The sequence below is a fragment of the Azoarcus sp. TTM-91 genome (assembly GCF_012911025.1).
Classification (GTDB): Bacteria; Pseudomonadota; Gammaproteobacteria; order Burkholderiales; family Rhodocyclaceae; genus Azoarcus.
Genome location: NZ_WUEI01000302.1, coordinates 1 through 435, shown reverse-complemented (window position 1 = coordinate 435; position 435 = coordinate 1). Strand labels below are relative to the sequence as shown.

The 435-nt window shown below is 47.4% G+C and carries 1 pseudogene; it reads left to right on the top strand.

What is annotated here, in order from left to right:
• Positions 1-151: 151 nt before the first annotated feature.
• A pseudogene (locus GRF61_RS24995) lies at positions 152-435 on the top strand (hypothetical protein); the annotation flags it as partial.

The window sequence follows — 435 nt, the reverse complement described above, 5'->3', positions numbered from 1 at the left end:
TTTGTGATGGCTCTCACCTTTTAAAGTTGTATGACAAGTTATCTTTCTGCCGTCGCAAATCATAAGTCGACGGAATGCAAATTGCCGATTCATTCATTTGTTAGATGAATCGGGTTAACCGGTACGGAAGCCGAATTAGCACGAAACTTTCATGGCAACGTTCGGGGCGTGCCGGTTTTTTTTCGGTTACCCGGTCGTAACTAACATCTTCAGCCTCTGGCGGGATGATGGCCGCGCTTCCTGCGGATATAACAAAACGATGAGGTTTTACATGCGTAAAATTAAAGGGTTACGTTGGTATATGATCGCACTGGTGACGCTCGGCACCGTGCTTGGTTACCTGACGCGTAACACTGTGGCGGCAGCTGCGCCAACTCTGATGGAAGAGTTAAACATCTCCACCCAACAGTATTCCTATATCATCGCAGCCTATTC